Origin of the sequence: Blastococcus sp. TF02A-35 (assembly GCF_004571075.1) — a bacterium.
Lineage (GTDB): Bacteria > Actinomycetota > Actinomycetes > Mycobacteriales > Geodermatophilaceae > Blastococcus.
The window spans coordinates 84,975-106,385 of sequence record NZ_SPQP01000006.1 but is presented as its reverse complement, the minus strand read 5'-3'; the positions used below and the strand labels follow the sequence as shown (position 1 = coordinate 106,385).

Annotated in this window: 16 protein-coding genes and 1 other RNA gene; 16 read left to right on the top strand and 1 reads right to left on the bottom strand. The window is 69.3% G+C overall.

Annotated elements, in window-relative coordinates:
• The first annotated feature begins 8 nt into the window (after positions 1-8).
• The 12 genes from E4P43_RS04550 (at position 9) to ssrA (ending at position 11,214) form a co-directional block, all read left to right on the top strand.
• On the top strand, positions 9-1,226 hold the full coding sequence (locus tag E4P43_RS04550) for a glycosyltransferase 87 family protein (RefSeq protein WP_209313728.1): 1,218 nt from the start codon (positions 9-11) through the stop codon (positions 1,224-1,226).
• Positions 1,227-1,405: 179 nt separating this feature from the next.
• Positions 1,406-2,095: a cell division ATP-binding protein FtsE gene (gene ftsE, locus E4P43_RS04545; RefSeq protein ID WP_135144229.1), complete on the top strand. Its 690-nt coding sequence runs from the start codon at positions 1,406-1,408 to the stop codon at positions 2,093-2,095.
• A 56-nt stretch (positions 2,096-2,151) separates the two neighbouring features.
• A complete protein-coding gene (gene ftsX, locus E4P43_RS04540; RefSeq protein ID WP_135144228.1) occupies positions 2,152-3,036 on the top strand; it encodes a permease-like cell division protein FtsX in 885 nt (294 codons plus the stop codon).
• A 55-nt stretch (positions 3,037-3,091) separates the two neighbouring features.
• Positions 3,092-3,568: an SsrA-binding protein SmpB gene (smpB, locus tag E4P43_RS04535; RefSeq protein WP_135144227.1), complete on the top strand. Its 477-nt coding sequence runs from the start codon at positions 3,092-3,094 to the stop codon at positions 3,566-3,568.
• Positions 3,565-4,485, top strand: coding sequence for an NADP-dependent oxidoreductase (locus E4P43_RS04530; RefSeq protein WP_135144226.1), 921 nt, complete (start codon positions 3,565-3,567; stop codon positions 4,483-4,485). Before smpB ends, E4P43_RS04530 begins: the two co-directional genes overlap by 4 nt.
• Positions 4,482-5,372, top strand: coding sequence for an amidohydrolase family protein (locus E4P43_RS04525; protein ID WP_135144225.1), 891 nt, complete (start codon positions 4,482-4,484; stop codon positions 5,370-5,372). The genes E4P43_RS04530 and E4P43_RS04525 overlap by 4 nt, the downstream gene beginning before the upstream one ends.
• Complete coding sequence (locus E4P43_RS04520) at positions 5,369-5,749, top strand: VOC family protein (RefSeq protein WP_135144224.1); 381 nt, start codon at positions 5,369-5,371, stop codon at positions 5,747-5,749. Before E4P43_RS04525 ends, E4P43_RS04520 begins: the two co-directional genes overlap by 4 nt.
• A gap of 45 nt (positions 5,750-5,794) precedes the next feature.
• Positions 5,795-6,793 (top strand): GNAT family N-acetyltransferase, encoded by a 999-nt coding sequence (locus E4P43_RS04515; RefSeq protein ID WP_135144223.1) that lies wholly within the window; start codon positions 5,795-5,797, stop codon positions 6,791-6,793.
• 10 nt (positions 6,794-6,803) lie between these two features.
• Positions 6,804-7,676, top strand: a complete 873-nt coding sequence (locus E4P43_RS04510; RefSeq protein ID WP_135144222.1) for a hypothetical protein — start codon at positions 6,804-6,806, stop codon at positions 7,674-7,676.
• Between the two features lie 87 nt (positions 7,677-7,763).
• Positions 7,764-9,383 carry a DASS family sodium-coupled anion symporter gene (locus tag E4P43_RS04505; protein ID WP_135144221.1) on the top strand — a complete coding sequence of 540 codons (1,620 nt, stop codon included), beginning with the start codon at positions 7,764-7,766 and terminating at the stop codon, positions 9,381-9,383.
• A gap of 191 nt (positions 9,384-9,574) precedes the next feature.
• Positions 9,575-10,750 carry a magnesium and cobalt transport protein CorA gene (locus E4P43_RS04500; RefSeq protein ID WP_245158930.1) on the top strand — a complete coding sequence of 392 codons (1,176 nt, stop codon included), beginning with the start codon at positions 9,575-9,577 and terminating at the stop codon, positions 10,748-10,750.
• Positions 10,751-10,838: 88 nt separating this feature from the next.
• Positions 10,839-11,214, top strand: a transfer-messenger RNA (tmRNA) gene (ssrA, locus tag E4P43_RS04495).
• A 94-nt stretch (positions 11,215-11,308) separates the two neighbouring features.
• On the opposite strand, the gene E4P43_RS04490 is transcribed toward ssrA, so the two are convergent.
• Positions 11,309-11,878, bottom strand: coding sequence for a hypothetical protein (locus E4P43_RS04490; RefSeq protein WP_135144220.1), 570 nt, complete (start codon positions 11,876-11,878; stop codon positions 11,309-11,311).
• Positions 11,879-12,179: 301 nt separating this feature from the next.
• On the opposite strand from E4P43_RS04490, the gene E4P43_RS04485 reads away from it, so the two are divergent.
• The 4 genes from E4P43_RS04485 (at position 12,180) to E4P43_RS04470 (ending at position 21,408) form a co-directional block, all read left to right on the top strand.
• Complete coding sequence (locus E4P43_RS04485) at positions 12,180-13,640, top strand: class I SAM-dependent DNA methyltransferase (protein ID WP_135144219.1); 1,461 nt, start codon at positions 12,180-12,182, stop codon at positions 13,638-13,640.
• On the top strand, positions 13,637-14,788 hold the full coding sequence (locus tag E4P43_RS04480) for a restriction endonuclease subunit S (RefSeq protein WP_135144218.1): 1,152 nt from the start codon (positions 13,637-13,639) through the stop codon (positions 14,786-14,788). The genes E4P43_RS04485 and E4P43_RS04480 overlap by 4 nt, the downstream gene beginning before the upstream one ends.
• Positions 14,789-14,843: 55 nt before the next feature.
• Entirely contained in the window at positions 14,844-18,263 is a 3,420-nt protein-coding gene (locus E4P43_RS04475) for a DEAD/DEAH box helicase family protein (protein ID WP_135144217.1), read from the top strand.
• Between the two features lie 97 nt (positions 18,264-18,360).
• Positions 18,361-21,408, top strand: a complete 3,048-nt coding sequence (locus tag E4P43_RS04470) for an ATP-binding protein (protein ID WP_135144216.1) — start codon at positions 18,361-18,363, stop codon at positions 21,406-21,408.
• Positions 21,409-21,411: the final 3 nt, after the last annotated feature.

Here is a 21,411-nt window from a genome sequence, read left to right as displayed (position 1 = left end):
GGCCCGGGGTGCAGGTGGCGGCCGCGCTCGCCTGCCTGTTCGGGCTGGCCGTGGTCGTGCAGTCGACCGGGGCGGAGACCATCGACCTGGCGGTCTACCGGGCCGGCGGGCAGCTCGCGCTGGACGGCGGCGCCCTCTACGACGGCCCGGTCTTCCGCGGCGACATGCTCTTCACCTACACCCCGTTCGCCGCCCTGCTCTTCACGCCGCTGGCGATGCTCACCCCGGCCGCCGCGACCGTCGCGGTGGCGCTGCTGAACGCGGCGCTGCTCGTCTGGTGCGCGCTGCGCTGCTGGCAGGCCACCCCGCTGCGGGTCGGCCGCGGGCAGCGCCTGCTGCTGGCCGGCGGGACCGCCGGCGTGCTGCTGGCCACCGAGGCCGTGCACGCCACGCTGTTCCTCGGGCAGGTCAACCTGCTGCTCATGGCCCTGGTGCTGTGGGACCTGCTGGGCCGGGAGAGCCGCCGCACCGTCGGCATCGGGATCGGCATCGCCGCGGGGATCAAGCTGACCCCGTTCCTGCTGGTCGGCTACCTGCTCGTGACCCGCCGGCTGCGTGCCGCGGTGACCAGCGTCGTGGCGTTCGCCGGCACCGTGCTCGTCGGCCTCGTGCTGCTCCCCGGGCCGTCGGTGACCTTCTGGCTGGGCGGCACGTTCGCCGACCCCACCCGGGTCTACGCCGACGTCACCTCCACGCACAACCAGTCGCTGCGGGGGCTGCTGCTGCGCAGCGGGCTGTCGCAGCCGGTCGCCCAGCTGCTGTGGATGGCCGCCGCGGCCGCCGTGGTGGCGGTGACCTTCCTGCTCGCCGCACGGGCGTACCGGGCGGGGGAGCGGGTCCTCGCCGTCGCCCTCTGCGGCATGTGCGGGGCGACGGTCTCGCCCTGGACCTGGGGGCACCACTGGGTGTGGCTGGTGCCGCTGGCCGTCTTCCTCGGCGGTGTCCTGCTGCGCCCGCGGTGGGCCCGCCGGGACCTGGTGTGGCTCGCGCCGACGGCGCTGCTGCCGCTGACCTTCCCCTGGGTGCTGGCCCTCGCCGACCCGCCGGACGCAAGCGGCGCGCCCCCGGTGCTGGACGCGGGCCCGGCGGCCCTCGTCGTCGGCAACCTCTACGTGCTCGTGTTCCTGACGACGCTGGCGGCCACCGCCTGGCACCTGCGGGCGAGGGCCGAGGTGGTCCCGGTGGCCCCGGGGCGGGCGGAGGGCCCGGTGCCGGTCGCGGTCTGACCGGGTCGCCGGGCCGTGTAGGCGAGGTCACGTTCCGGTCCTCCGCGGAGCCGGACGCGACCGTCCGTCACCGCCGACCCGCCGGATGCGCGGGCTTCGTGACTGTCCGCGAGATCGGCTCCGGCAGGTCGCGGCCAAAGACGCTTGAGCGAGGTCCCGGGCTAGTACCGTTGCGCCTCGTGATCGAACTGCAACACGTCACCAAGCTCTACCCGGCGAGCGGTCGGCCGGCCCTGGACGACGTGTCCACCGAGATCGACAAGGGCGAGTTCGTCTTCCTCATCGGGTCCTCCGGATCGGGCAAGTCGACCTTCCTGCGGCTGCTGCTCAAGGAGGACGACCCGACCTCGGGCAACGTCATCGTGAACGGCAAGACGCTCAACACCATGAGCAAGTGGCAGGTGCCCAAGCTCCGCCGCACCATGGGCTGCGTCTTCCAGGACTTCCGCCTGCTGCGGAACCGGACCGTCGCCCAGAACGTCGCCTTCGCCCTCGAGGTCATCAACAAGCCCCACCGGACGATCAAGCGCGTCGTCCCCGAGGTGCTGGAGATGGTCGGGCTGGAGGGCAAGGCCAACCGCCTCCCCGGTGAGCTCTCCGGTGGTGAGCAGCAGCGGGTCGCGATCGCCCGCGCGTTCGTCAACCGGCCGCTGGTGCTCCTGGCCGACGAGCCGACCGGCAACCTGGACCCGGAGACGAGCGAGGGCATCATGCTGCTGCTCGAGCGGATCAACCGGACCGGCACCACGGTGATCATGGCGACGCACGACTACCACATCGTCGACTCCATGCGGCGCCGCGTCATCGAGCTCAACGGGGGAGTCCTCACCCGCGACCAGTCGCGCGGTGTGTACGGGGTCGGCCGCTAGGCCGCCGCCGCAGCACCCGCCGACCGCGTCCGAACGAACTCCACGACAGGGAACCCATGCGCGTCAACTTCGTGCTCTCCGAGGTGGCCTCCGGGCTGCGTCGCAACCTGACCATGACGGTCGCGATGATCCTCACGACGGCCATCTCGCTCGGCCTGATGGGCACCGGCCTGCTGATCGCCTCGATGATCTCCGACATGAAGGAGATCTACTACGACAAGGTGCAGGTCTCCATCTTCCTGGCCGACGACGTCACCGACGAGCAGCGGCAGGCCATCCAGACCGAGCTCGAGTCCTCCGACGAGGTCAAGAGCTTCATCTACGAGTCCCGCGACGAGGCCTACGAGCGGTTCCAGCAGCAGTTCGCCCAGCAGCCGGAGCTGGTGGAGAACACCCCGCCGGACGCGCTCCCGGAGAGCTTCCGCGTGGAGCTGGTGAACCCCGAGCGGTACTCGGTCATCGCCGCGGCGTTCCCCAACGGCGAGGCCGGCGTGGACCAGGTGCGCGACGAGGGCGACTTCCTCGACCGGCTGTTCAGCCTGCTCAACGGCGCCCGCAACGCGACGATCGCCGTCGCCGGTGTGCAGGCCGCCGCCGCGCTGCTGCTGATCTCCAACACCATCCAGCTGGCCGCGTTCAACCGGCGCAACGAGACCAACATCATGCGGCTGGTCGGCGCCTCCCGCTGGTACACCCAGCTGCCGTTCATCCTCGAGGCCGCGCTGGCCGGTCTCATCGGTGGTCTGCTCGCCACGGCGGGCCTCGTCGTCACCAAGCTGACGTTCGTGGACAGCACGCTGGCCGGTCCGATCAAGGCCGGGATCATCACCGGCATCGAGTGGGACCAGGTCATCGCGACCGGCGCGATCATCACCACCGCCGGCGTGCTGCTGGCCAGCGTCGCCTCCTACGTGACCCTGCGCCTCTACGTCCGCCTGTAGCCCCCGCCCCCGTGCTCGGGCGGGGCAAGATCGCGGCGCGCAGTAGCCTGGTGGCATGCCGCGTGAGACCGGGCGCAAGCTCATCGCCCAGAACAAGAAGGCGCGGCACGACTACTCGATCCTCGACACGTACGAGGTGGGCCTGGTGCTCACCGGCACCGAGGTGAAGAGCCTGCGTGCCGGCCGTGCCTCGCTCGTCGACGGGTTCGCCTCGATCGACGACGGCGAGGTGTGGCTCCAGCACGTCCACATCCCCGAGTACGTGCAGGGCACCTGGACCAACCACACCCCCCGCCGCAAGCGGAAGGTGCTGATGCACCGGTCCGAGATCGACAAGCTGCTGGGCAAGACCAAGGAGGGCGGGCTGACGCTCGTCCCGCTCGACCTGTACTTCAAGGACGGCAAGGTCAAGGCCACCCTCGCGCTGGCGAAGGGCAAGAAGTCCTACGACAAGCGGCACGACATGGCCGAGCGCGACTCGCGTCGGGAGATCCAGAAGGCCTTCGGCCGCTACGTGAAGGGACGTCGATGAGGGGCATCGCCTACGACCGGTTCGGCGGGGTCGAGGTCCTGCAGCTGCGCGACGACCTGCCCGAGCCCCCGGTCGGCCCCGACACCGTGCTGGTCCGCACCCGCGCCGCGGGCGTCAACCCGGTCGACATCGGCATCCGCGCGGGCGGCCTGGCGGCCTTCTTCCCGCACAACTTCCCGATCATCCCGGGCTGGGACCTCGCCGGCGTCGTCGAGGCCGTCGGCCCGGCGGTCGTGGACTTCACGCCCGGCGACGAGGTGTTCGGCTACCTCCGCCGCGACGACGTGCAGTGGGGGACGGCGGCCGAGCTCGTGCCCGCCCCGCAGCGGTGCCTGGCGCTGAAGCCGGAGTCGCTGTCCTTCACCGAGGCCGGTGCCGTCCCGCTCGCCGGGCTGACCGCCTACCAGGCGCTGACCGAGGCGCTCGCCGTCGGCGAGGGCGACCGGGTGCTGGTGCACCGCGCGGCCGGTGGCGTCGGCTTCTTCGCCGTGCAGATCGCCGTCGCCCTGGGCGCGCACGTGATCGGCACCGCCAGCCCGCGCAACCACGGCTTCCTCAAGGAGGCCGGCGCCGCCGAGGTGCTCGACTACTCGGCCGGCCCGATCAGCGAGCAGCTCTCCGAGCCGGTCGACGCCGTCCTCGACCTCAACGGCGGGGACTACCTGGCCGACGCCCCGAAGCAGGTCCGCGACGTCTCGCGGATCGCCAGCGTCGTCGACCCGTCGGTGAACGAGATGGGCGGCCGCTACGTGTTCGTCCGGCCCGAGCGGCACGACCTGGAGGAGCTGGCCCGCATGGCCGACGCCGGCCAGCTCCGGGTCGCCGTCGCCAAGGCGTTCCCGCTGGAGCAGACGGCCCAGGCGCAGGAGCTGGTCGCCGGCGGCCACGTGCGCGGCAAGGTGGTCGTGACCCTGTGACCCGTCCGCCGGCCGGGGACGACGACGTCCCGCGGTACTGGCGGGAGCTGGGCCTGCCCGGGCTGGTGGACGTGCACGTGCACTTCCTCCCCGAGCGAGTGCAGGCCAAGGTCTGGGACTACTTCGAGCAGGCCGAGCGGCACTACGGCCCCGCGTGGCCGGTGACCTACCGGCTGCCGGAGGAGGAGCGGCTCGTCGTCCTCGACCGGCTGGGCGTGCGTGCGTTCCCGACGCTGCCCTACCCGCACAAGGCGGGGATGGCGGCCTGGCTCAACGACTGGTCGCACGCCTTCGCGGCTCCCCGCCCGCAGGTGCTGCAGTCGGCGACGTTCTTCCCCGAGCCGGGTGCGGCCGGCTACGTGGCCGAGGCCCTCGACCGCGGGGCCCGGGTGTTCAAGGTGCACGTGCAGGTCGGCGCCTTCGACCCGCGGGACGAGCTGCTCGACGGCGTCTGGGCCCGGCTGGAGGAGACCGGCACCCCGGTGGTCATCCACTGCGGCTCCGGCCCGCTCGCCGGCGAGCACACCGGGCCGGCGCCCATGGAGGGCCTGCTCGAGCGGTACCCGCGGCTGCAGCTGGTCATCGCGCACCTCGGCATGCCCGAGTACCGCGACTTCCTCGACCTCGCCGAGCGCTACGAGCGGGTGCACCTGGACACCACGATGTTCGCCACCGACTTCACCGAGCGGCTCATGCCGTTCGACCAGGCCGACCTGCCCCGGCTGGCGGCGCTGCGGGACAAGGTGCTGCTGGGCAGCGACTTCCCGTCCATCCCCTACGCCTACGCCCACCAGCTGCAGGCGCTGCACCGGCTGGGACTGGGGGAGGAGTGGCTGCGCGCCGTCCTGTGGCAGAACGGGGCGCGGCTGTTCAGGATCGACGGATGATCCCGGGTATCCGGCTGGCCGCACCCGTCCTCGGCACCCCCGACCCGGGCGGCCTCGCCCGCTTCTACCAGCGGCTGCTCGGCTGGCCGCTGCGCGACGACGGGCCGGAGTGGGCGGCGCTGCGGCCCGAGGACGGCGGGACGGGGCTGTCCTTCCAGCTGGAGGCCGACCACGTGCCGCCGGTCTGGCCGCCGGAGCCGGGCACCCAGCAGATGCAGGTGCACCTGGACTTCCAGGTCGAGGACCTCGCCGCGGCGTGCGCGGTGGCCGAGGAGGCCGGCGCGCGCCTGCTCGACGGGTACACCGACCCCCACGAGGACGTCCGCATCTTCGCCGACCCCGACGGGCACCCGTTCTGCCTGTTCACCCGGACCTGAAAACCGGTTGGTCCGCCGGGGCCGGGGTGCCTAGCCTCACGAGCCGTGCCCGAGCTCCCCGCCGTCCCCGCCGGACCGACCGCCCGCCCGCTCCGGGCCGACGACGCCGCCGCGGTGGCCGAGCTGCTGGTCGCGGCCGAGCCCGGTGACGACACCGGCGAGTACGCCGAGACCGAGGACGTGGCCGAGGAGTGGGCCGGGTGGAACCTCGACCTCGCCCGTGACGGGGTCGCGGTGCAGGGGGCCGACGGCGCCCTCGCCGGGTACGCCACCGTCTCCGCCCGGGACACCGTCGGGGAGTCCTTCCGCATCGCGCTCGACGGCCGGGTGCACCCCGCGCACCGCGGGCGGGGGATCGGCGGCGCGCTCCTGGACTGGCAGCTCGCGCGGGGGGCCGAGGTGCACGCCGAGCGCCATCCGGAGGCCCCGGCCACCCTCGTCGTCGGCGTGCTCGGCACCCAGCCCGACCTCGAGCGCCTGGTCGCCGCCCGCGGGCTGACGGCGGAGCGCTGGTACCGCTCGATGGAGCGGCCGCTGGCCGACCTGCCCGCGGCGGGACCGGTCGACGGGGTCGCGCTCGTGCCGTTCACCTGGGACCGCGACGACGACGTGCGCCGCGCGCACAACGCCTCGTTCACCCAGCACCACGGCTCCAGCCAGGTGGAGCAGGGGTTCTGGCGGTCGCTGTTCACCGGCCAGCGGTCCTTCCGCCCCGACCTCTCGGTGCTCGCGGTGGCCGACGGCGCGGTGCAGGGCTACGTGCTGGCCTACGTCTACGAGTCCGACACCCGCGCGAAGGGGTACGCCGAGGTGGTCCTCGGGCAGATCGGCGTGCTGCCCGCCGCCCGTGGGCGCGGGGTCGCCTCGGCGATGATCGCCCGCGCCCTGCGGGTGGGCGCCGACGCCGGCTGCGCCCGCGCCGCCCTCGACGTCGACAGCGACAACGTCACCGGCGCGCTGCGGCTCTACGAGGGCCTCGGCTTCCGGTCGGTCCGCACCCGGGTCTCCTGGTCGCTCTCGCTCCCGCCGGTCCGGGCTGACTAGGGTGCGGCGCATGGTCAGCGCCGATCAGCCCGTCTTCGACCCCGCCCTCGTCGGCCGCGCCCACCGCGCGGTCGACCCGCTGCACTCGCAGCTGTACTTCGCACCGGAGCAGGACCAGCACCTCGCTGCCCTGGGGCTCAAGCCGGGCCGGATGGTCTACTTCGCCGCCCGCGCCGCCGCCATGGGCGCGGTGGGCGCCGGGGTCGTGACGGCGACCTTCTACAACTTCTCGCCGTCCCTGGTCGCGCACATGGTCCCGCGCGCGTGGACCCTCGCCTCGCCGGAGCAGGTGCTGGCCGCCCGCCTGGACGCGGCGCGCGCCTCGCTGACCCGGCTGCTGGGGGAGGAGGTCGCGGCCTCCCGGGAGGTCGCCGAGCTGGGGGAGCTGCTCCGCGAGGCCTGCGCGGGGCTCAGCCCGGAGGGGCGCGCGCTGTTCGCCGGGCACGCCGACCAGCCGTGGCCGGAGGAGCCGCTGCTGGTGCTCTGGCACGGCGCCACGCTGCTGCGCGAGCACCGCGGTGACGGGCACGTCGCCGTCCTGGTGCACGCCGGGCTGACCGGTCTCGAGGCGCTGGTCACCCACTCGGCCACCGGCCGCGGCTTCACCGAGCAGGCCGCCAAGGCCACCCGCGGGTGGAGCGACGAGCAGTGGTCGGCGGCGTGCGCCGCCCTGGCCGACCGCGGCCTGCTCGACGACGCCGGCCTCACCGCCGACGGCGAGCAGCTGCGCGCCCACATCGAGGTGCAGACCGACGCCCTCGCCGCCGACCCGTGGCTGCAGCTGGGCGCGGAGCGGACCGCGCGGGTGGTCGAGCTGGGCAAGGGGCTCTCCCGGCAGATCACCGCGAACGGGGCCTTCGGCCAGGGCATCTTCGGTCGCTGACAGCTCCGCCGCGCCACCGCGGAGAGGTCGCCGCGCGGTCGCGGGCGTGCCATCGTTCGGGGTCGGATCTCAGCAGCGGGAGGCGTCATGACCGCAACGGAGCGGGCACCAGGGCAGGGCAAGCGGACCGACGTCGACGCGGCGTTCCGCGGGAGCGCCACCTACCGCAGCCTCGGCGAGCAGGAGCTCAGCCCGGCCGAGGAGCGGTTCGAGAAGGGCCGGCGCACGGTCGGGCTCTTCCTCGCCCCGGCGGTGACGGCCCTCTTCGCGCTGCTCCCCGTCGACCTGCCGCGCGACCAGCACCTGCTGGCGGCGATCCTGCTGGGCGTCATCGTCCTGTGGATCACCGAGCCGGTGCCGATCCCCGTCGGCGGCCTCATCGGCATCGCCGCGATCGTGGTCCTGGGCGTGGTGCCGGCCGACGACGCGCTGGCCCCGTTCGGCTCGACGACGGTCTTCACCTTCATCGGCGCCTTCATCCTCGCCGCCGCCATGCTCAAGCACGGGCTGGCCCGGCGGTTCGCCATGTTCGTGCTCTCCCTGAAGTGGGTGGGCACCTCGACCTACCGGGTGGTCATCGCCTTCGGCGCCATCACCGCGCTGCTCTCGGCGTTCGTCTCCAACACCGCCACCGTCGCGATGCTGCTCCCGACCGCGCTCGGCATCATCTCGGTGATCGCCAAGCTGCTGCAGGACAAGGAGCTGGTGAAGCCGGACTTCGACCCGCTGCGGCTGCGGGTGGGCGTCGCGATCATGCTGATGCTCGCCTACGGGGCCAGCGTCGGCGGCCTGATCACCCCGGTCGGCACGCCGCCGAACCTGATCGGCCGAGGCCTCATCGAGGAGGCCACCGGCGAGCGCATCGGGTTCCTCGACTGGATGCTCATGGCGCTGCCCATCTGCGCGCTCATGTTCGTCGCCCTCGCCGTCGTCCTGCTGCTGCTCAACAAGCCCGAGATCCGCCGGATCGAGGGCGTGAGCGAGTACGTGCAGAAGGAGCGGGCCGAGCTCGGCAAGTTCTCCCGCGCCGAGAAGAACACGCTCATCGCCTTCGCCGTCACCGTGGCCTGCTGGATCTTCCCCGGCGTCATCGCGCTGACCGCCGGCACCGACTCCGACCTCTACGCCACCATCAGCGACCGCATGGACGAGGGCATCATCGCCGTGCTCGGTGCCTCGCTGCTGTTCCTGCTGCCCACCGACTGGAAGGCGCGCGAGTTCACGCTGCGCTGGAGCGACGCGGCGACGATCGACTGGGGCACGATCCTGCTCTTCGGGACCGGCATCATCTTCGGCTCGCTGCTGGCCAGCACCGGCCTCGCCGAGACCATCGGCCAGGCCTCGGCCGACTCGCTCGGCCTGACCAGCACGTTCGCGATCACGATCTTCGCGGTGATCCTGGCGATCATCATCAGCGAGACGACGTCGAACACGGCGTCGGCGGCGGTCGTCGTGCCGATCATCATCCCGGTGGCGATGGCGGCCGGCATCAACCCGTTCGTGCCCGCGCTGGCCGCCACCTTCGCGGCCTCGTTCGGGTTCATGCTGCCGGTGTCCACGCCGCAGAACGCGATCGCCTACGGCTCGGGCGTCGTGCCGATCACCAAGATGATCCGGTCGGGCGCCTCGTTCGACGTCCTCGGTGCGCTGCTGATCGTGGTCCTGCTGCCGGTGATGGTCGAGGTCGTCCTCGGCTCGGTGGGCTGACTCACCCGGCCGGGCGAGTCCGCCGGACCGGCGGCGTGACACCATGGACGACGGCTGCCCGACGGACGGCGGCCCCGTTCGGGAGGGAGGTCGGCTGATGCGCACCGAGCCTCCCAGTACCGATCCCCAGGTCCTCCCGCCCCGGCTCCACCGGTAGCCGCCGGTCGCGGCGGCGTGCGAGGACCGCTCCGGTGCCCCCCGCCGTCCCCGTCGCCCCCCGGGAGTCCGTCATGGCCGAGCGCCGCCGCGCGCCCCTGACCGCCCTGTCCACCCTCACCCGCCGTCCGCGGGTCGAGCTGCTGCCCGCCGTCCCGCGGGTGCCGCGCGCCTCCGAGCTCCCCGCGGCCTCGCGCATGGTCGACAACGCCGTCTACTCCGACGGCCGCCGGGTGGCCACGCCCGACTCCGCGGAGGAGAGCCGCGAGGAGCTCGCGCTCGGGGAGGGCCGCCTGGCCTGGCTCGGTCTCTACCGGCCCGACGCCGGTGAGCTCGGGTCGCTGGCCGAGCTGTTCGACCTGCCCGAGCTGGCCGTCGAGGACGCGATCAAGGCCCACCAGCGGCCGAAGTTCGAGCGGTACGGCTCCACGCTGTTCGTCGTCCTCAAGGCCGCCCGGTACCTGGACGCGGCGGAGGAGGTCGAGTTCGGGGAGCTGCACCTGTTCCTCGGCCGCGACTTCGCGATCACCGTCCGGCACAGCGAGTCGCCGGACCTCTCGCGGGTGCGACGGCGGCTGGAGAGCGAGCCGGCCCTGCTCGCCAAGGGCAGCGAGGCGGTGCTGTACGCGGTGCTGGACGCCGTCGTGGACGGCTACCGGCCGGTGGTCGACGGGCTGGCCAACGACATCGACGAGATCGAGACCGAGGTCTTCCGCGGCGACCCCGGCGTCTCCCGGCGCATCTACGAGCTGTCGCAGGAGGTGCTGGAGTTCCAGCGCGCCGCGCTGCCGCTGTCGGGCATCATCGCCGCGCTCACCGCGGGCTTCGACAAGTACGGCGTCGACGAGGAGCTGCGCGGCTACCTGCGCGACGTCGCCGACCACGTCATCCAGGTGACCGAGCGGGTGGAGGGCTTCCGGCTGCAGCTGCGCGACATCCTCACCGTGAACGCGACCCTGGTGGCGCAGCGGCAGAACGAGGAGATCCGCGAGCTCACCGAGGCCTCGATCGCGCAGGGCGAGGAGGTCAAGAAGATCTCCGCCTGGGCGGCCATCCTCTTCGCGCCCACGCTGGTCGGCACCGTCTACGGGATGAACTTCGACCACATGCCCGAGCTGCACTGGGCCTGGGGGTACCCGCTCGCGCTGGTGGCGATGGCCGGGGTCAGCGTCACGCTGTACGCCGTCTTCAAGCGCCGCGACTGGATCTGAGTCCGGGGCGCCTGCGGGACCCGGCCGGCGGGGACGCGCAGGAACAAGGCGCTTGCCCGTGCCGTTACGCTGTCTGCACAACTACACAGGGGGTGAATGGTCTCGACTTCGGTCGGGTGACCAGGGGAAGCGAGCCGAGGAAGCCAACGATGAGCTCGTTAACCACGCGTTGGAAAACACACAAGCGCCGATTCCAATCAGCGCGACTTCGCTCTCGCTGCCTGATAGCAGCTAGGCGAGTCTGTCAGCCCGGGTTCGTCATCGGCCCGGATCCTGGCATCAGCTAGATGACTCACCGCACGTGCCGGTCGCGGGCGCGGGCGGGACATCACACAGCGACTGGGCCCGTCACGTCGACTTGTCCGCATGATCGACGGGGTCGAGCAGAGGCAACGCGGACTGCGCTCGGAGAAGCCCTGGTGATGCGTCGAAGGACGCGGGTTCGATTCCCGCCACCTCCACCCCTGAGGTCTTCGCAGATTGTGCGGAGACTCTTCGTAGATTGACGAACCGCCCCGGACCTCCAGGTCCGGGGCGGTTCGTCGTCTCACGCAGGTGTCAGGCAGCCTCGAGGACCGGCTGCATGTGGCCGCCGCGGAGGCGACGCAGGTGCTCGGCGTCGACGGCCTTCGCCTCCTCCTTCGTCAGGTCGCGGAAGCCCCAGTAGGGCGGGTCGGGCTGCAGCAGCGGGTGGTCGGCCGGGCCGCGGGCGGGGCGGTCGTGCCAGCTGCGGAGCTGCTCCTCGTTGAAGACGCTGGCCTTGACCGCGGCGACGATGGAGGCCATCGCCAGGCCGGGGAGTCGGTTCTGACCGCGGCGCAGTCGCTGCCGGCTGGCGTTCTTGAGGATTCCGAACACTCCCTCGACCAGCGCCCGCCGCTTGAACAGCCGCCGCCACCGGCGGCTGCCGTAGTACTCACGCTGCATCAGCTTGCGCTCGTGGTTCGCGTCGTCAGGGTCGGGCGTGAAGTCCATCGTCTTGTTCGTGCAGGACTTGCGGGTGGTGTGGTCCTCCGGCGGGGTGATGATCGGCAGCCCCAGCTGGGTGGCCGCCTCGCCCTGCGCGGCGCCGAGGGCGTGGCAGCCGGCGCGCCCGGCGCGGGCGGGGCAGATCCACTTGCTGGTCACGCTCTTGCCGAGGCCGCTCTCCTTCCGGTCGAAGGCCCAGTTGCGCTGGAACTCGTCGACGTCGTCTGCCGACGCCGAAAGGAGGTGAACCGCTCGTTGGCGTGACCGACCGTGTCCGGTTGTCCACTGTGTGGAGGCCGTCGGGCTACCGTGCCTGTGCTTGAACTGAACCGAGGGAGTTGCACGTGCCGCCGCGCGCAAAGAAGTACGAACCGCTGAAGTTCCAGGCCGTGCCGTTCACGGCAGCAGACCAGTTCTGCGACCCAGTGCGACGGGTGGCGTCGATGACAGAGGCGTCAGCGTGATCACGGGCGAGCTCAAGAGCAAGATCGACAGAGTCTGGGACGTCTTCTGGTCCGGAGGCATCTCCAACCCCCTCGAGGTCATCGAGCAGATCACCTACCTGCTCTTCATCCGTCGGCTCGACGACCTCCAGACGCTGAAGGAGCGCAAGGCCAACCGCACCGGCAAGCCGATCGAGGACCCGATCTTCCAGCCCAGCGAGGCGGGCCTGCGCTGGTCCCGGTTCAAGGACTTCGAGCCCGGGGTCATGCACCAGGTCATCGGCGAAGGCGTCTTCCCGTTCCTGCGCCGGCTAGGCGGCGACGGGTCCACCTACTCCGAGCACATGAAGGACGCCCGGTTCACCATCCCGACCCCGGCGCTGCTCTCCCGCGTCGTCGACATGCTCGACGACGTTCCCATGCAAGACCGCGACACCAACGGCGACCTCTACGAGTACATGCTCAGCAAGATCGCCTCAGCCGGTCAGAACGGCCAGTTCCGCACTCCCCGGCACATCATCCAGCTCATGGTCGCGATGACCGCTCCCCAGCCGTCGGACGAGATCTGTGACCCTGCGTGCGGCACCGCGGGCTTCCTCGTCGCCGCCTCCGAGTACGTGCGCCACGAGCACCCCACGGTCATGACCGATGAGCAGCAGCGGCAGCACTACCACCGCAGCATGTTCCACGGCTACGACTTCGACTCCACCATGCTGCGCATCGGCAGCATGAACATGCTGATGCACGGGGTCGAGCAGCCGGACATCCGCTATCGCGACTCCTTGTCCGAGGGAGCGGCGGGCGAGGAAGGCATCTACTCGCTGATTCTGGCGAACCCACCATTCGCGGGCAGCCTCGACTACGAGTCAACGTCGAAGGACCTGCAGCGCGTGGTCAAGACCAAGAAGACCGAGCTGCTCTTCCTCGCGCTGTTCCTGCGGCTGCTCAAGCCTGGTGGGCGGGCAGCGGTCATCGTGCCCGACGGAGTTCTCTTCGGGTCGTCAACTGCGCACAAGGCCCTACGGCGGATCCTGGTCGAGGACCAGAAGCTCGACGCCGTGGTCAAGCTCCCGTCCGGGGTCTTCAGGCCCTACGCCGGCGTCTCCACAGCCATCCTGCTGTTCACCAAGACCAACAGTGGCGGTACTGAGGACGTGTGGTTCTACGACGTAAAGGCAGACGGCTTCAGTCTCGACGATAAGCGCACCCCAACCGAAGCCAATGACCTTCCCGACGTGCTCGCACGATGGCAGGAGCGGAATGCCCAGGAGCGAAAGCGTGAGCGTACCGAGCGCAGTTTCTGCGTACCGAAGTCCGAGATTGCCGCCCAAGACTACGATTTCTCGCTGAATCGCTACCAGCAGGTTGTCCACCATGAGAGTGAACAGCGTCCGCCGTTGGAGATCGTCGCAGAGATTGAAAGCCTGGAAGATCAGATTCGGAAGGACCTGGCAGATCTGAAGGCAATGCTTTCATGAAGATGATAGCGCTTGGGGAGTGTTGTGAGATTGTTTCGGGAGCGACGCCCAGTAGCTCTGTCCCTGAGTTCTGGGGCGGAGATATCGATTGGGCCACGCCGGCCGATCTGAGTCAGCTCAGCGGGGCGTACATCGATTCCACGCCGCGCAAGCTGACAGCGGCTGGGCTTGCCAGTTGCTCGGCGAAGCTCCTTCCAGTGGGTTCGGTGCTTCTCAGCTCCCGGGCCCCCATCGGCCACGTCGCGATCAACACGATTCCGATGGCGACGAACCAAGGCTTCAAGAGCCTGATGCCGGATAGCGACGTCTTGGACCCGAAGTACCTGTATCACTGGCTGAGGGGTAGCAAGGCCTATTTGCAGTCGCTCGGCAATGGTGCCACGTTCAAAGAGCTCTCAAAGTCTACGGTCGCCCGCGTCAAGATTCCAGTTCCAACCCTCGATGAGCAGCGACGTATCGCGACGATCCTAGATCGGGCAGGCGCCTTGTCGATGAATCGCGCTGCAGTTGTAGGCCGACTTGAGGATCTTGCTCAGTCCGTGTTTCGAGACATGTTCGGCGGGGGCCCGCAAAGACTTCTGCCGCTGGCAGATCTGTGTGTGCGGATTACAGATGGCACCCACCAGTCCCCGGAATGGGCGAAGGAGGGGCACCCATTTCTGTTCGTCAGCAACATCACGTCAGGTGAGATCAACTTTACGACGAGTAAGTTCATCTCCGGCGATACGCATGCAGAACTGACGGCTCGCTGTCCCATCGAGGTCGGAGATGTCCTTTACTCCACAGTCGGCTCGTACGGTGTCCCCGTTGTTGTTCGTAGCGAGCGGAAGTTTGCGTTTCAGCGACACATTGCGCATCTCAAGCCGCGGCGCGAACTTATCCATCCCGAGTTCTTGGCTGCGCAGCTGGCGGCCCCAGAGGTGAAGAGGCAAGCCGACGTGGCTGCCCGGGGTGCCGCCCAGAAGACCGTGAATCTGAAGGACATCAAGGCTTTCTCGGTCTTCGCTCCCCCAATGGCCCAGCAGTTGGACTTCGTGCGGCGATTGGGCGCGATCAGAGCGGCCAGGCTAGGGGCTCTGCGTTCGCATGAGGCTCTGAGTCAGCTGGAGGACTGCCTACAGGCTGCCGCGGTGTCGGGGCGGCTATGAGGACTTGTCGTTCCGGTGCCCTTATGGTCTTGCGACGCGTTTCGGAGAGTCGGCAGTGAGCAACTTTGGCTTCGTTGAGGCTCAGTGGCCGCAGGTCCACGCGGATTGCGTACAGGCCGAGGCTTACCTCGCCTCCGACCCGCGGTCGGCCTGTTTCTATGCCCGCCGGGCGGCGGAGCAGGTGGTCGGGCTCATCTACGACGTCGACGCGTTGCCCGAGCCGTACAAGGACGACCTGTCGGCCCGGATCAACGAGCCAGCCTTTCAGCGGCGGGTTGGCGTCGGCATTGGGCAGAAGCTCAATCTGCTCCGCAGGCTAGGCAACCGCGCGGTTCATGACGTGCAGCCCATCCCCGCCCGGGTCGCGGTGGATGTACTGCGGGAGTTGCACCACGTGGTCGTGTGGACGGCGTTCCGCTACTCCGCCAACCCGGCGGCAGTGCCGACCGGGGCGGTGTTTGATCCGAAGCTCGCAGGTAGTCAGGCGCCGCTAAGTCGAGCCGATGTCGTCAAGCTTGCGGAGAAGTTCCGCCAGCAGGACGAGGCCAATGCCCGTGCGCTCAAGGAGCGGGACGACCTTGCGGCGGCGAAGGACGCCGAGATCGAAGCGCTGCGCCAGCAGATCAAGGCGGCGCAAGCCGCAACCACGCTGACTGACACGCACGACTACTCCGAAGCTCAGACCCGCGACCTCATCATCGACGAACTTCTCCGCGAGGCGGGCTGGCAGCTCACCGATGCTCGGGACCGCGAGTTCGAGGTCACCGGCATGCCCAACGCTGAGGGCAAAGGCTTCGTCGACTACGTCTTGTGGGGCAGCGACGGGCTGCCGCTCGCGGTGGTGGAGGCGAAGAAGACCACCGCCGAGCCGGCGGTAGGCCAACAGCAGGCCAAGCTGTACGCGGACTGCCTGCAGCAGATGACCGGCCGCCGGCCGGTGATCTTGTACACCAACGGCTACCAGACCTGGTTGTGGGACGACGCCGCCGGCTACCCGCCGCGCCGGGTCGAGGGCTTCTTCACCGCCGACGAGCTGGAACTGATGGTGCAGCGCCGCACCGGCCGCCTGCCGCTCGTTGACGCGGACATCGACAAGGCGATCGTCGGCCGGCACTACCAGCAGCGCGCGATCCGGACAGTGGGGGCGACGTTCACCGCCAAGCAGCGGGCCGCGCTGCTCGTGATGGCCACCGGGTCCGGCAAGACCCGAACGGTCATCGCGCTGGTCGATCAGCTGATGCGCGCCGGGTGGGTCAAGCGGGTGCTGTTCCTTGCCGACCGCACCGCCCTGGTCAACCAGGCCGTCGGGGCGTTCAAGACCCATCTGCCCCGCGCGACCACGGTCAACCTGGTCACCGAGCAGGTCGCCGACGGCCGGGTGTACGTCTCGACGTACCCGACCATGATGAACCTGATCAACGAGACCGACGCGGGTAGGAGGCTGTTCGGGCCCGGCTACTTCGACCTTATCGTCGTCGACGAGGCCCACCGGTCGGTCTACCAGAAGTACCGCGCGATCTTCTCCTGGTCCGACTCCCTGCTGGTCGGCCTGACCGCCACGCCCAAGGACGAGGTCGACCGCAACACCTACACGCTGTTCAACCTCGAAGACGGGGTGCCCACCGACGCCTACAGCCTCGACGAGGCCGTTGCCGAGGGCTATCTCGTGCCCCCCGTGGCGGTGTCGGTGCCCACCAAGTTCCTCCGGGAAGGCATCCGCTACAACGAGCTCAGCGAGCAGGAGAAGGACGACTGGGACTCCCTGGAGTGGAACGAGGACGGCGACATCCCCGACGCCGTCGCGGCCGAGGAGCTCAACAAGTTCCTCTTCAACGCCGACACCGTCGACAAGGTCCTCGCCACCCTCATGCAGAACGGCCACAAGGTCGCCGGCGGCGACCGGCTCGGCAAGAGCATCATCTTCGCCAAGAACCAGGCCCACGCCGAGTTCATCCAGAAGCGCTTCGACGCCAACTACCCCGAGTACGCCGGCCATTTCGCCCGCGTCATCACCCACTCGGTGACCTACGCCCAGAACCTCATCGACGACTTCTCGATCAAGGACAAGGCGCCGCACATAGCCATCTCCGTCGACATGCTCGACACCGGCATCGACGTCCCCGAGGTCGTCAACCTGGTCTTCTTCAAACTGGTGCGCGCCAAGAGCAAGTTCTGGCAGATGATCGGCCGCGGCACCCGCCTGTGTCCCGACCTCTACGGGCCGGGGGAGGACAAGAAGAACTTCTACGTCTTCGACTTCTGCGGCAACCTCGAGTTCTTCAGCCAGAACCTGCCCGACTCCGGCGGCTCGCTGCAGAAGTCGCTCGCCGAGCGGCTGTTCGAGGCCCGCCTGGGACTGCTCGCCGCACTGGACAAGACCGGCGTCGGCGCCGACTCCGGCGGTCACCCCGAGGTCGGCCAGGGTGAGGTCAGCGAACGCGGCCTGCGCGTGGACGTGGCCTGGACGCTGCACGAGGTGGTGGTCGGCATGAACGTCGACAACTTCCTGGTCCGCCCGGCCCGGCAGTGGGTCGAGACGTACTCCAACTGGGGCGCCTGGCACCCGCTGACCCCGGAGAAGGCCGGCGACATCGCGCACCACCTCGCCGGCCTGCCCTCCACCAAGCGGGACGACGACGAGGACGCCAAACGCTTCGACCTGATCCTGCTGCGACTGCAGTTGGCCCGCCTCGACGGCGATGCCATCCAGTTCGAGCGGCTGCGCACGCAGGTGCAGGACATCACCGCCGCCCTGCTCGGTCAGACCGGGATCCCCTCGGTCAAGGCCCAGCAGCAGCTCCTCGAGGAGCTGTCCGGCGACGAATGGTGGGTCGACGTCACCCTCCCGATGCTCGAGCTCGCCCGGCGCCGAATCCGCGCGCTCGTGCGCTTCGTGGAGAAGTCCCGGCGCGCCGTCGTCTACTCCAACTTCGCCGACGAGCTCGGCGAGAGCAGCATCATCGAACTGCCCGGCGTCACCCCCGGCACCAACTGGGAACGGTTCCGTGCGAAGGCCCGGGCCTACCTCCGCGACCACGAAGACCACCTGGCCATACAGCGTCTTCGCCGCAACCTTCAGCTGACACCGGAGGACCTGGCGTCGCTGGAGGCGATGCTGGTGGAGTCCGGCGCCGGCAGCGAGGTCGACATCGCCCGCGCCCGCGAGGAGTCCCACGGGCTTGGGCTGTTCATCCGCTCCCTGGTTGGCCTCGACCGCGAGGCCGCGACCGCCGCGTTCGACCGCTACCTGTCCGACGGCGTGTACTCGGTCAACCAGATGCGGTTCGTCCAGCTCATCGTCGAGCACCTGACCGCGAACGGGGTCATGGACGTGGGCCGTCTCTACGAATCGCCGTTCACTGACAGCGCGCCCCACGGCCCGGACTCGATCTTCTCCGAGGAAGAGGTTGACGGCATCGTGACCGTTCTCCACCAGGTCAGAGAGCGTGCTCTTCCCGACGTCACGGTCGCGTGACGGCACGGATGACGAAGCACTGCTGCCCACCGAACAAGCAGGAAGGCGCCGCCTTGGTCATGCAGCAGGCTGAACTGTTGGCCGCTGAGGTGGCCGCGTGAGCCGACCGGCCGGATCTCCGCTACCTCCGCTCGTCGCTCTGCCGCAAGCCATCGGTGAGGTGATGTCGTGGGCAGAACTGGAGCGAGCGATGGGGCACGCACTGGGGGAGCTTCAATCGAGGGAACGCCAGTGGCTGACCGTTGCGACGCTGCACCGATCCGGTCTCTATGAAAGTCCTGACGAGTTCCCAAATGTGAGTGCGGTGTGCCTGTCGCTGCTAGAAAGCGTCGGCAAAGCAGCAGTCGACGTTGAACTGCGACGCGCCATAGCGAAGGCGGCTCCGAACTTCGACGTGAAGCGACGCGATGAAGAGGCGAATCGTGTCGGTCGCATGGTCCGCGAACGTCTCGGGCAAAGCCTTCAAGTTCAGAACCGGGCTCACCTTGGTCGGGGTGAGGCGTCACAGGCCGCCAACAAGGTGGCGTCCGGTTCCACCGTTCGCACGTTCGATGCCGTCGCCATGCAGGTCGTGGGTTGGTGGTCTCTTGTGGTAGCGGGAGCCGGCTTACGGACGTTTGTAGAGACGCTGTACGCCGACGCCGCGATGTCCTCAGCCACAGCTGCGGACGTGCGGTCGCTCTTTCAGCAGCATGCCCAAGGTTTGAAACCGGCATTCGAGGTCGCACAGGCAGGCCCGGACCACGACGCCGTCTTCACGGTGACAGTCACGACAAAGGACGGCCGAACGGGAAGGGGGGAGGCCGGCTCGAAGAAGCACGCGCAGCGACTCGCGTGTCACGACTACTTGTCCCGACACGCGCCTCACGTCCTGGCGGACCAGGGTTCGCCGGCGAAGCGCGGGAAGCCGGTCGTGCGCCGACCGGCGCGGCCGCTGGTAGATGAGCGGTACGCCGCGCTCGCCGCCAGGTTCGGCTGCCGCGATGCGGGGCCGTTCGCCCGCGCCCTCATTCACCGATCCTGGGTGTACGAGAACGTCAGTGAGGGAGACACCGACCGTGACGGCAACGCGATGCTCGCCAACCTTGGGAGCTTTGTTCTGAACGCTGCGATGATGCGCCGGCGGGCGGCGGTGCTGCTGAGTCGGACGACCGACCCCGACCCCGATGTCGCGGTCGCGCTCACCGTCCCGGACGCGGCTCTGCGACCCATATTCGAGGCTCTTGGCCTCGGGAGGCTCGTCCGACTCAGCGCCGGACTGCGAGGGCAACCTCTCTCCGACGAGATCATCGCCAACATGGTTCAGGCGACGCTCGCCGCGTCCCACATCCAGTGGCCGGACCATTCGACCTTCGAGAGCCATCTCCCTGCCGAAGTGCACCAGTTCCTGGGTGCGCAGAGCAGCACAAGCCTCGTGGACCCCGTCACCCGCCTGCAAGAGCTCTCTGTCGAACTCGACTTTCAAGTCGAGGAGGACAGCTCGCGGGAGGGGCCGGACCACAACTCCACTTTCCGCGTTCGGCTGAACGTGCGGGGCCTTGCACAGCCGATCTCGGTGGAGGGAGCCGGCGCTTCCCGGACCGCTGCCCGCAAGATCGCGGCGGCACACTTCTGGTCGTCTGCGGAGATCTTGACGGATGGCGCGGGGCGTGTGCCGGACACGACGATCGCTCGCCTCCTCCTTGTGCGGCACCTTGAACTGCTCGCAGCATCACGGACTCGCTGGCCGCGCTGGCAGCGTGCCGGGCGACTGGGTGCGCGCATGGTGCAGCAGGGCGATCGGCATGGGTTCGGTCGTTGGGCCGCTGGCGTGTGCGACGTCATCGGTCCGGGTTGGCGGCCCGATGCAGTTGCTGAGGCCGCGCTGGCTGACTACTTCGGTCAGGTCTCGCAAACCGCGCGGAAGCGGGTGATCTTCACGGACGTCCTCTCCGCACTCCTGGCTTGGATAGCGGCAGCCGCCGACGCCGACGAGCCCGCTACGTCGTGGGATGAGCCAACGCAACAACTCGTTGCGCTATCGGCGGCACAGAGCGTGTGGATGTCCGCCGGGGCGGATCAGCCGGTTGCGCAGGTCCTGGAGAACTGGCTCCTGGTCAATCGGCGTCGGCTACAGGTCGAGCGCGACCTCCCCCTGGATGGCGCTGTGGTCGATGCACGCACAGCGGCGGCCCTGTTCAGGGCCCTGCAGGAGTGTGCCGCGGCCCTATCCGGACAGCCTGAACCTCGCCTGTCGATGCACGGCCGAACGACCGCGGCCGGTGTCTCAGTGACCGTCAGTTGTGCGAGACATCCGCTCGACCAGGTGAAGGACACCCTGACGATGCGGCTCCTGTGCGAGACCTGTCCCACGCTGCTTGTAGGCGCCCACGACGCACGATCCATCCAGCTCAGCGTGAAGACGTCGCCGCCCAACGCCGACGAAAACTGGCTGACGCGAGCCGCGTACGGCCAACCGACAGCTGATGACTACGACGCTGAGTTGGCGCGCCTCATCCACGACCTGAAGAACGAGGTGACCGCTGCGCGGCTGGCGTACGACCGAAATACACCCACGCGGACCGAACGCCTGGAAGCGCAGCTCGCAGCCAGCCGGCACATGGATGCAGCAGCCGCTCTCGCGTCGCGGCTGCGAGACGCGGACATGCTGTACGAGGCCGCCGACCTCGTAGGGACCACAGAACTCGCTGCCTTTATGCAGGCCTATATCAGCGACCTCATCCGGCGGCTACCGACACAGATTCGCGTTGTTCCCCCCGCGCTGGCCCCTGCGGTGGTGGCGATCGACGAGCGTGCACTCCGCGCGGTGCTGGACAACCTGGTCAAGAACGCCGAGCAGGCAATGGCTGCAGGCGGCGAGATCACCTTCGACTACACGTCCTCGCCAGGTGACGACGTCGTCCTGCTGGAGATTGCGGACACCGGTGCCGGTATCCCGGCCGCCGTCCTCGAAGCGCTCGCAGCAGGGAGGGCGATCACCAGCGGGAAGCGGGAAGGAAGTGGTCTGGGCCTCCTCGGGGTCCGGCGGACCCTCCGTCGTGTCGGTGGTGAACTTGAGCCTGCGCCGCGGGCGAAAGGAACCGGTTGGCTCTTGACGCTGCCGACCGTGACAGAAGACGGCCAAGCCGAAAGTCGAGACAAGTAGCAC

Coding starts and splice junctions, on each gene's coding strand:
- ftsX (WP_135144228.1), top strand. CDS start 2,152: ATGCGCGTCAACTTCGTGCTCTCCGAGGTGGCCTCCGGGCTGCGTCGC.
- smpB (WP_135144227.1), top strand. CDS start 3,092: ATGCCGCGTGAGACCGGGCGCAAGCTCATCGCCCAGAACAAGAAGGCG.
- E4P43_RS04530 (WP_135144226.1), top strand. CDS start 3,565: ATGAGGGGCATCGCCTACGACCGGTTCGGCGGGGTCGAGGTCCTGCAG.
- E4P43_RS04520 (WP_135144224.1), top strand. CDS start 5,369: ATGATCCCGGGTATCCGGCTGGCCGCACCCGTCCTCGGCACCCCCGAC.
- E4P43_RS04510 (WP_135144222.1), top strand. CDS start 6,804: ATGGTCAGCGCCGATCAGCCCGTCTTCGACCCCGCCCTCGTCGGCCGC.
- E4P43_RS04505 (WP_135144221.1), top strand. CDS start 7,764: ATGACCGCAACGGAGCGGGCACCAGGGCAGGGCAAGCGGACCGACGTC.
- E4P43_RS04480 (WP_135144218.1), top strand. CDS start 13,637: ATGAAGATGATAGCGCTTGGGGAGTGTTGTGAGATTGTTTCGGGAGCG.